General features: G+C 62.0%; 8 protein-coding genes. 1 reads left to right on the top strand and 7 read right to left on the bottom strand.

Going from position 1 to position 8,979, the window contains the following annotated elements; genetic code table 11:
* Positions 1–21: 21 nt before the first annotated feature.
* On the bottom strand, positions 22–1,326 hold the full coding sequence (locus ACIREA_RS19950; RefSeq protein ID WP_397384101.1) for an efflux RND transporter periplasmic adaptor subunit: 1,305 nt from the start codon (positions 1,324–1,326) through the stop codon (positions 22–24).
* 1 nt (position 1,327) lies between these two features.
* Entirely contained in the window at positions 1,328–2,803 is a 1,476-nt protein-coding gene (locus tag ACIREA_RS19955) for an efflux transporter outer membrane subunit (RefSeq protein WP_397384102.1), read from the bottom strand.
* 156 nt (positions 2,804–2,959) lie between these two features.
* Between ACIREA_RS19955 and ACIREA_RS19960 the strand changes: the two genes are divergently transcribed.
* Positions 2,960–3,361: a permease gene (locus ACIREA_RS19960; RefSeq protein WP_397384103.1), complete on the top strand. Its 402-nt coding sequence runs from the start codon at positions 2,960–2,962 to the stop codon at positions 3,359–3,361.
* 155 nt (positions 3,362–3,516) lie between these two features.
* Here ACIREA_RS19960 and ACIREA_RS19965 read toward each other — a convergent pair whose 3' ends face one another.
* The 5 genes from ACIREA_RS19965 to ACIREA_RS19985 all read right to left on the bottom strand — a co-directional run.
* Positions 3,517–4,047, bottom strand: coding sequence for a DUF4142 domain-containing protein (locus ACIREA_RS19965; RefSeq protein WP_397384104.1), 531 nt, complete (start codon positions 4,045–4,047; stop codon positions 3,517–3,519).
* A gap of 147 nt (positions 4,048–4,194) precedes the next feature.
* Positions 4,195–6,069 (bottom strand): heavy metal translocating P-type ATPase, encoded by a 1,875-nt coding sequence (locus ACIREA_RS19970; RefSeq protein ID WP_397384105.1) that lies wholly within the window; start codon positions 6,067–6,069, stop codon positions 4,195–4,197.
* A gap of 43 nt (positions 6,070–6,112) precedes the next feature.
* Positions 6,113–7,171 (bottom strand): AI-2E family transporter, encoded by a 1,059-nt coding sequence (locus ACIREA_RS19975; RefSeq protein WP_397384106.1) that lies wholly within the window; start codon positions 7,169–7,171, stop codon positions 6,113–6,115.
* 48 nt (positions 7,172–7,219) lie between these two features.
* On the bottom strand, positions 7,220–7,432 hold the full coding sequence (locus tag ACIREA_RS19980) for a dodecin (RefSeq protein ID WP_397384107.1): 213 nt from the start codon (positions 7,430–7,432) through the stop codon (positions 7,220–7,222).
* A 61-nt stretch (positions 7,433–7,493) separates the two neighbouring features.
* Positions 7,494–8,979, bottom strand: a 1,486-nt coding sequence (locus ACIREA_RS19985; protein ID WP_397384108.1) for a Na+/H+ antiporter, incomplete at its 5' end; no start/stop codon positions are given.

Below are 8,979 nucleotides of genomic sequence, written 5' to 3' on the forward strand. Positions count from 1 at the left end.
GCTCGATGAGCGGAGCGGCACTCATGAGGCGGGGGTGGCGTTGCGGGTGATGACGAGCATGCCTTCGGTGAGGCCGGGGCCGGAGACCTCGGTGCGGCGTCCATCGGTGATGCCGGTCTTGATGGCGATGGGCTCGGCTTTGCCATCGCGCAGGATGAAGATGCGCGCGGAGGGTTTGGTCTTGTCTGCGGGCTCGTCGGAGTCTGGCCGGGAGCGATTGCGCGTGGGCATGGGGATGAGGCTCTGCACGAAGGATTTCTTGGTGGTGCCTGCGGCTTTGACGGCGGTCTCAGGATTGAAACGCAGCGCGGCGGTGGGCACGAGGAAGACGCCTTTGCTCTCCTGCACGCGGATGTCAGCGGTGGCGGTCATGCCGGGGCGGAGGCTGAGATCGTCATTGGTGACATCGAGATCGGCCTCATAAGTGACGACGTTTTGGGTGACGGCTGAGCCGTAGGAAACGACGGAGACGGTGGCGGTGTAGGAGCGGTCCGGCCAGGCATCGACGGTGAAGGTGGACTTCTGCCCTTTGGTGACGTGGCCGATGTCTGCCTCGGCGATGGTGACTTTCAGGATCATGCGCTCAAGCTTTTCCGCGATGACGAACAACTGCGGCGCGGTGAAGCTGGCGGCGACGGTCTGGCCGGGCTCAATGCTGCGGGTGAGGACGATGCCGTCGATGGGGGATTTGATGACGGCTTTGTTGAGGTCGTTTTCATTGATGCGGACCTGCGCCTCGGCGGTGGCGACGGCGGCCTGGGTGGCGGCCAGATTGGCACTGGCGCGCTGCGCGGTGGCGTAGGCGCTGTCGATGACAGAGCCGGAGGGCACCTTGCCGCCGCTGAGGCGCTTGAGCTCGATCTGACGTGCGAGGAGGGCCTCGGTCTCCGTGACGGTGGCCTTGGCGAGGATGACATTGGCCTGCGCGGCTTTGACGGCGGCGCGATTGCTCTCGGTCTGCTGGGTGAGCTTGGTGGTGTCCAGCTTGACGAGGGGCTGGCCTTTGGTGACACGGTCATTGATGTCGGCGAGGACTTCGAGCGTGATGCCGGAGAGCTCGCTGCCGACGGTGACGGAATTGGTGGGCTGGAGATTGCCGGTGGCGGTGATGGTGAGGCTGATGTCTCCGCGCACGAGGGGCTCGGTGACGTAGGCGGGCAGGGCATTGCGGGCCTTTTGTATGCTGGCATACCAGAACCAAGCACCGACGCCGAGAGCTGCGCAGATGACGAGGAGGATGGCGTTGCGTTTGAAATGGCTGACGGATGCGCCGGCCTGGATGGCGGCGGCGAGATCTGCGGGGGCCAATGGTGTGGAAGTCTTCATGTCAGAGGTGCGTCCAGCCGCCGCCGAGGGCCTTGTAAAGCTGGATGCTGGCGTTGGCGCACTGCGCGGTGGTGGTGACCTGCTGCTGCTCAAAGGTGAGCAGGGTGCGCTGGGCATCGAGTGAGACGAGGAGGTCCACCTGACCGGCTGAGTATTGCAGCGCGGAGAGTTTGGCGGCCTCACGCGCGGCGCTGAGGGCGTGATTGAGAATGTGGAGCTGCTCGTTGTAACGCTGCACGGCGGCGAGGGCGTTTTCCACCTCGGTGAAGGCATTGAGCACGGTGGACTCGTAGGCGATGAGGGCCTGCCGCTGCTGGGAGGTGAGGATGCGGACGTTTTGGCGGAGGCGACCGGCATCAATGACGGGTGTGGCGAATCCGGCGACGATGCTTGCGAGCATGGACTCGGGAGAGAAGATGTGGCCCTGCTTCAAGGCTTCCATGCCGATGGAGCCAGTAAGGGTGAGGGAGGGGAGGCGCTGACGCCGTGCGTTCTGGGTGCGAAAAAAGGCGGCCTCAAGAGCGCGCTCTGCTGCGCGGACATCCGGCCGCTGGCGCAGGGTGTCTGCGGGGATGCCGGTGGCCATGCCTGCAGGCATCTCCGGCACGCTGCGCGGGCGCGCGAGCTGAGCATCCAAAGAACCGGGCGTGCGGCCGGAGAGAAACGCGAGCTGATTGCGCGCCTGCTCGATGCTGAGCCTAAGCGCAGGCATGGTGGTGCGAGCCTGCTCGAGCGTGGTGAGGGAGCGCTGGGTATCGAGGGCATCGCCGGTGCCTGCCTGCTCAAGCCATTGCGTGAGCTGCACAGTCTCGCGGCGTGTGATGAGGCTGTTTTCCACGACGGCGAGCTGGCCTTCTGCGGAGCGGAGCGCCACGTAGGCGGTGGCGACGTCTGAGGCGAGGGTGACCTGTGCGCCGTAGTAGTTTTCGCTGATTTTTTCGAGGTCTGCGCCGGCTGCTTTGAGGTTTTGGTACTGCTTGCCAAAGAGATCGACCTGCCAGCTGGTGTTGAACGATGCCTTGTAGGATTCGGAGTTGAAGGTGGTGCCCGTGATGCGGCTGTCTGTGCGGGTGCCTGCGCCGGATTGATTGGCGGTGAGGGTGGGAAAGAGATTGGCCGCCTCCACATTCCGCCGTGCTCGGTACTCGGTGATTTTTTCCAGGGCCGAGCGCACGGTGGTGCTGGAGCGCAGGGCATCGGTGATGAGGGCATCGAGCACGGGATCATGAAAGCGACGCCACCAGGTGGGGAGTGCGGCGGTGTCGAGCGGCCGGATGGTGGAGGAACCATGCTGCCACTTTCCGGGCACGGGCACGGCATCTTCCGCGAGTTCGCGCGGGCCTTTGCCGACGCATGCGGCGAGCGTGAGCAGGGCGGTGGCGAGGAGTAGGCGGGTGCTGTGGAAGATGATGCAGCAATGCGGTGGGCAGGCCATGGATTCCTGGTGTTCAGGGGGCGCGGAAATTGGCTGCTTCATAGGTAGGCCCGATCCGGTCAGTCGCACTGCGCACTGCCAATCGGTTGGCACAGTGGGGCTATTCAGAGTGTTTGACTATAGGGAGAACACCCCATCGCAATTCGCGCGCATGCTTCGCAAGGTGTGGTCAGACCCTCAAACCACCTTGCAACACAGATGAAAATTTCACCCTCAGCCAATGCCATCCTGAAAGCTGCAAAGCCCCCTGAGGAGGCCACGGCCAGTACGCGGGACTTTCAGCGCTGCGTGTGTGAGATGAAGCAGCTCTCCTTTGCGGGGTGTGAACGCAACGCGGAGGAGACTGTGGTGTGTGGCTTCAGCACGCTGGGGCGTGTGAAGTGCTGGGGCGGCCTGGGAGCTTTCTGGGGCGGGGTGTGGGGCTGGCTGTATGGCTCCACGTTTTTTCAATACGAAGGGGCGGGCCCGCTGATGGTGGCGGAGCCGATGGTGGGCTGGATGATAGGCGCGGTGGAAGGCGGCCTCATGGGCGGCGGACTGAGCGCCGTGGGGGCCTGCGTGTTCAGCCTGATGATGCCGAAGCGAAGCAGCGTGATCTGAGAGACGACGCGGAACGGCTGAGGAGAGGGCGGGTGCGCGGTGTTCAAGCTGTGATGCTTTTGCATGCCCGCCTGTCTATTATTTTTGGCCATGTCTCATGGGCATAAAAAAGCGGATGCCATAAGGAATGGCATCCGCCGTGGAGTGAAGAAGGATTACTTCGCGGCGAGTGCGATGGCCGTGGCCTGATGCGCCTTGAGGACGGGGATGGTCTTGTCCACGATGGCCTTCAGCTCCAGGTCGTTCTGGTCTTTGGAGGCTTTTTCGTAGCTGCTGATCTGCGACTGGTGGCCGTCTGCGAAAGCCGCGAGGAACTCTTTGTCAAACTCTGCACCGGTGGCTCTTTCAAGCTTCTGAAGCGTGGCGGTTTGCTCCGGGGTGATCTCCTTGGAGAGCGCCACACTCTGCGCGTCGGCGAGTTTTTTGAAATCCTTGCTCAGCGCCTTGTGATCGGTGACGAGCGTTTCGGCAAAAGCTTTGACGCTGGCATTTTCAGCTTTCTTGACGCCCAACTCCGCGAACTCTGTGTCCGCATGACTGGAGATGGCGGCATTTTGGATGAACGTGGATTCGGTGTTCGAGATCAGGCTCTTCTTGTTTTCGGCCTGGCTGGCCGGGGTGAGGAGAAGCATGCTGCACAGGGCGAGCGAGAAGGACGACAGGAGTGTGGTAGAACGGTTTTTCATGAGGTTGGCGGGTGTTGTTTGGTTTGTTGCATGAGGCTTGGTGGCTTCATGTGGCGAAGGCTAGGACCCTCAGCGTGTCTTCACCATGGGGTCGAGACCCCAAACTGAGCGACCGTGTTTCACCAGCCGAAATGACAGGACATGCGGTTACAGATCATGAATGACCTTGGGGGGAAACGCCGCACGGAGGGCATTGAGCACGGCGAGAACATCAATGATCTCCTGCGCAATGGCTCCACTGATGGGCGGGAGATGGCCGGTGGCGGCGAAGGCCATGCCGATGAGGCTGAGCGCCATGCCGCCGACTGCACTTTGCAGGGCGATGGCGCGCATGCGGCGGCTGATGTGCATGAACTCGTCCACTTTTTTGAGCGAGTTGTCCATGATGACGACGCCGGCGGCCTCGGCGGTGACGTCGCTGTTTTGGCCGATGGCCATGCCGACGGTGGCGGCCATCATGGCGGGAGCGTCATTGATGCCGTCGCCCACATAGAGGGTTTTGGCCCTGGCGGTTTCGGCGCGGACGATGGTGAGCTTTTCCTCGGGGCTTTTTTGCGCGTGGATCTCAGAGATGCCGACTTGATCTGCGAGGTAACGGACTTCGGATTCGCGATCGCCGGAGATGATCATGACGCGATCAAAGTGATGCTTCGGTCCGAGGTGGTTGACGAAACTGCGGCTCTCGGCGCGGGGTGCATCGCGGAAGCGCAAGGTGGCGGCGTAATGGCCATCGAGAGCGACGACGCATTCGAGCCCGCCAGAGATGGGAGGCATTTGATCGGTGCCGGGGAGATTTTGCGGGATGAGTTTGTTGCGGCTGGTGATCTGGAGCTGATGACTTGCGACGGTGCCGCGCAGTCCCTGGCCGGGTTGCTCGCTGACCTCGCTGGCTTCGGGCAGGGTGAGGCCCTGCTCCTTGGCGGCGGCAATGATGGCGCGCGAGAGGGGATGCTTTGAGTAGCGCTCCAGACTGGCAACGAGGGTGAGCACTTCTTTTTGATCCAAGCCGGTGGCAAGGAGCTGCTCGGTGAGCTTGGGCTCGCCGTAGGTGAGGGTGCCGGTCTTGTCAAAGATGGCGGTGCGGCATCCGGCGATCTGTTCGAGAACGACGGGGCTTTTGACGATGATGGCACGGCGTGCGCAGAGCGAGATGGAGCTGACAATGGCGATGGGGATGCCAAGCAAAAGAGGGCAGGGGGTGGCGATGACGAGGACGGCGAGGAAGCGAAGTGGATCTCCGCTGAGGAACCAGGCGAGCAGTGCGACAACGAGAGCGACGGGCGTGTAGATGGCTCCGAGCTGGTCGCCGAGGCGCTGGAGCTGCGGGCGCTTGCTCTCGGACTCGCGCATGACTTCCATGATTTTCGCGTAGCGTGAATCGGCGGCGACTTGGGTGGTGCGGATAGTCAGGGCGGCTTCGCCATTGACTGCACCGGAGATGACGGCGGAGCCGGTGGTCTTGGTGATCTGGAAAGGCTCGCCGGTGAGGTAGGACTCGTCCATGACACCGTGGCCTTCGGTGACGATGCCGTCGGCCGGGCAGATCTCGTGCGGGTAGATGACGAGGGTGTCGCCGACGGCGATGTCCGCCAAAGCGACATCGGTGATGTCGGCGCCGGCTTTGCGATGAGCGATGGAGGGCATGCGCTTGGCCAGAGCGGCGAGCACGGAAGAAGCGCTGCGCAAGGCGTAGCTCTCCAGGGCCTCTCCGCCTGCGAGCATGAGCACGATGATGGAGCCCGCGAGGTATTCGCCAAGCAGGAGAGAGGTGATGATGGAGACGCCACCGAGGAGATCGGAGCCGAACTCGCGTTTCAGCAGCTTGAGCAGCAGATCATAGAGCATGGGCAGCCCGCCGATGATGAGCGTGATGAGCAGCGGCAGGTGCTGCGCATTCAGCGATGCCTTGGATGCAAAGCGCAGCACGAGATGCGTGAGGATGCCGATGAGGGCAAGCGCGGCGATCAGTGTCGATTTGCGCCGCCAGAGTGACGAAAGCAGCGATGGAGGAGATTCGGCCATGAGAGAGTTTAGCTGGGGATACTCGTGAAGCTGGGCTCCCTTATCACTGGGTGCCCAGATCGTCAGCAGACCGACTGCGCCAGATTTCCAGCAGCACGGTGGTGATGGTGAGCACCACGGGGCCGAGGATGAGCCCGGCGGGGCCGAAGAGCATCAATCCACCCACGACGGAAATGAAGGCGAGGACGGTGTGGAGCTTGAGCAGATTTCCAACGAGGACGGGGCGCAGGAGATTGTCGATCGTTCCCACGACGAGCATGCCCCACAGGACCAGGATGAGCGACTTTCCCCAGCTGCCTTCCAGAGCCAGGAAAAGCGCGGCGGGAATCCAGACCACGAAAGCGCCGAGCATGGGCACGACAGAGAGTATGGCCATCACCACGCCCCACAGCAGAGGAGCGGGCAAACCCAGCCACCAAAACATGAGTCCGGCCAGAAGACCCTGAATGATGGAAACGACCAGTGTGCCATAGACGGTGGCCTGGATGGTATCACGGACGCGGAGAAGAAGATTTTCCGTTTCTTCTCTGGAAAGCGGTGACAGGTGGTGCAGGGAGGCGACTACCCCGCGGCGATCCCGCAAAAAGAAGAACAGCAGGTAGAAGATGAGGCTAAAGCTGATGACCTGAAACATGGAGCCGCTGACGAAGGCCCCAGCAGTGGTGCTGAACCAGGTGGTGAGTGATTTCACCGTGGTCGGCAGATCCAGTTCATCCTCGATCATCACGGCCACCGAAGCGAGACGTGGCTGCGCGTCAATAGCACGCCGCCATTCGCCGGTGGCAACCTTGGTTTCGATGAGCTGTGCGCCCTGAGCGGCCTGGCCGATGAGGTGCTGACCGACAAAGATCACCGGAACGACCACAATAAACGCGATCACGACCACCGCGATGATGGCGGCCAGACCAGGATGCCTGAGCTTTGACTCAAGCCATCCCTGAAATGGCGTGAAGAGAACGGAGAGGGCAATGGCCCAGGTCAGTGCGGGCAAAAAAGGCTGCGCCAGCAAATAGCAGAGGACGATGCCTGCAGCGATGGCGGCGATGAGCATGAGCGTCCGCAGCCGGAGGGCTTCTTGCGCATGTTCAGATGATGGAGGCACCTTGTTAGACCTTCACTTGTTGGGTGCAGATTTGGGGACGTCCGGGCTTCATTTGTCCTCGATTTCGAATCCGACTTTGAGGGAGACCTGCCATTGATGCACCTGGCCTTTGTCGATGCTGCCGCGTGTCTCAGTCACCTGGAACCAGCGGAGGCCCTTGATGGTTTTGTGGGCGCGCTTGAGGGCTTTGTTGACAGCGTCTTCAATGGTGGTGGAGGAGGTGCCGGTGAGTTCGATGGTTTTGTAGACGGGGTCTTTCATAGCGACAATACTAGGCATGGGAGAGTGGGGCGCGCGATGGGGTGTACACCTACTCTGCGCGTCACTGGTGGTGGCCTAGACGTGCTTCGGCGAGATCGATGTCGCGCTGGATGCGGCGGAGGACTTCGTCGCTGATGACGTTTTCATTGCGCAGGTGGAGGATGGTGTGCCTCTCCTGCACCAGTGCGGCGAGAGAGAGACGTTCGTATTCGGTGGAGAAGCGGCGCAGCGGGGTGCCGGCACTGGCGGAGGCGGCGCCTTCCACCTGACGGATGTGGTCTTCGTATTCCATGCGGAGACGTTTGAGCGCATCTGCTTTGGCGGGATCTTTTTCATCGATCTCCTTGAGGCTGGCGAAGGCCTCCTGATTGGCCTTCAGGCGTGCTTTGCGTTCTTCAATGGAGGATGAGCTGTCTTCTTTGACACCGAGCCAGCGAATGAGCGGGGGCAGGCTGAGGCCCTGCATGACGAGGGTGACGATGATGACGGTGAAGGTGAGGAAGAGGATCAAATCACGGCCGGGAAACGGGGTGCCATCCTGACGGGTGATGGGCAGGGCGAGCGCGGCGGCGAGAGAGAGCACGCCGCGCATGCCGGTCCAGGCGATGATCATGACGTGCCGCCAGCGGGGCAGGGGATTGCTCATGGAGTGGCTCTGGATAATCCAATGGGGCAGATAGATGGCCGGGAAGATCCAGAGAAAGCGAACGAGGATGATGGCGAGGCTGGTCGTCAGCGCATACAGCACGAGGCGGTAGGTGGGGATGGCCTGGGCAGACAGGGCTTCGATGACTTCGGGGAGCTGCAGGCCGATGAGGATGAAGACGAAGCCATTGAGGAGGAACTGGACCATCTCCCAGACGGGGCCGCCCTGGAGGCGCGTTTTGAAGTTCAGCAGCTCGGGCATGCGCCAGCCGAGGTACAGCCCGGCAATGACGACGGCGAGAACACCTGAGAGGTCCAGCTTTTCAGCGAGCAGATAGGCGACGAAGGGGGTGAGCAGGGAAACGGTGACTTCGATGGGCGCGTCATCCACATGCTTGTGAAACTGCTCGGCGAGCCAGCCGACGAGCAGGCCGATGGCAATGCCGCCAAGGCTCATGATGACAAAATGGCCGCCTGCCTGCGGGAGTGAAAAGGAGCCGGTGACGACGGCGAGCACGGCGAAGCGGTAGGCGACCAAGGCGGTGGCGTCGTTGACGAGGCTTTCGCCTTCGAGAATGGTGACGATGCGGCGCGGGATCTTCAAGCTGTCTGCAATGGCAGATGCAGCGATGGCATCTGGCGGTGAGACGATGGCACCGAGCACGAAGCCTGCGGCAAGTGGCAGGCCCATGAAATAATGCGCCAGCAAGGCGACGGCCCCAGTGGTGAAGAGGACGAGCCCGACGGCGAGGAGCGTGATGGGCCGCAGATTGGCCCGGAAGTCCCGCCATGAGGTGAAGAGCGCGGCGGGAAACAGCAGCGGCGGCAGGAAAAACTCAAACACGAGATGGGGATCCAGCCGCACCTCGGGAAGCTTCGGGATCAAGCTGAGCGCCAGACCG

Source organism: Prosthecobacter sp. (assembly GCF_044373815.1).
Lineage (GTDB): Bacteria > Verrucomicrobiota > Verrucomicrobiia > Verrucomicrobiales > Verrucomicrobiaceae > Prosthecobacter.

Excerpts from the sequence above, each read along its gene's own strand:
- ACIREA_RS19970 (WP_397384105.1), bottom strand. The coding sequence starts at position 6,069 with ATGGCCGAATCTCCTCCATCGCTGCTTTCGTCACTCTGGCGGCGCAAA.
- ACIREA_RS19960 (WP_397384103.1), top strand. The coding sequence starts at position 2,960 with ATGAAAATTTCACCCTCAGCCAATGCCATCCTGAAAGCTGCAAAGCCC.
- ACIREA_RS19955 (WP_397384102.1), bottom strand. The coding sequence starts at position 2,803 with ATGAAGCAGCCAATTTCCGCGCCCCCTGAACACCAGGAATCCATGGCC.
- ACIREA_RS19965 (WP_397384104.1), bottom strand. The coding sequence starts at position 4,047 with ATGAAAAACCGTTCTACCACACTCCTGTCGTCCTTCTCGCTCGCCCTG.
- ACIREA_RS19980 (WP_397384107.1), bottom strand. The coding sequence starts at position 7,432 with ATGAAAGACCCCGTCTACAAAACCATCGAACTCACCGGCACCTCCTCC.
- ACIREA_RS19950 (WP_397384101.1), bottom strand. The coding sequence starts at position 1,326 with ATGAAGACTTCCACACCATTGGCCCCCGCAGATCTCGCCGCCGCCATC.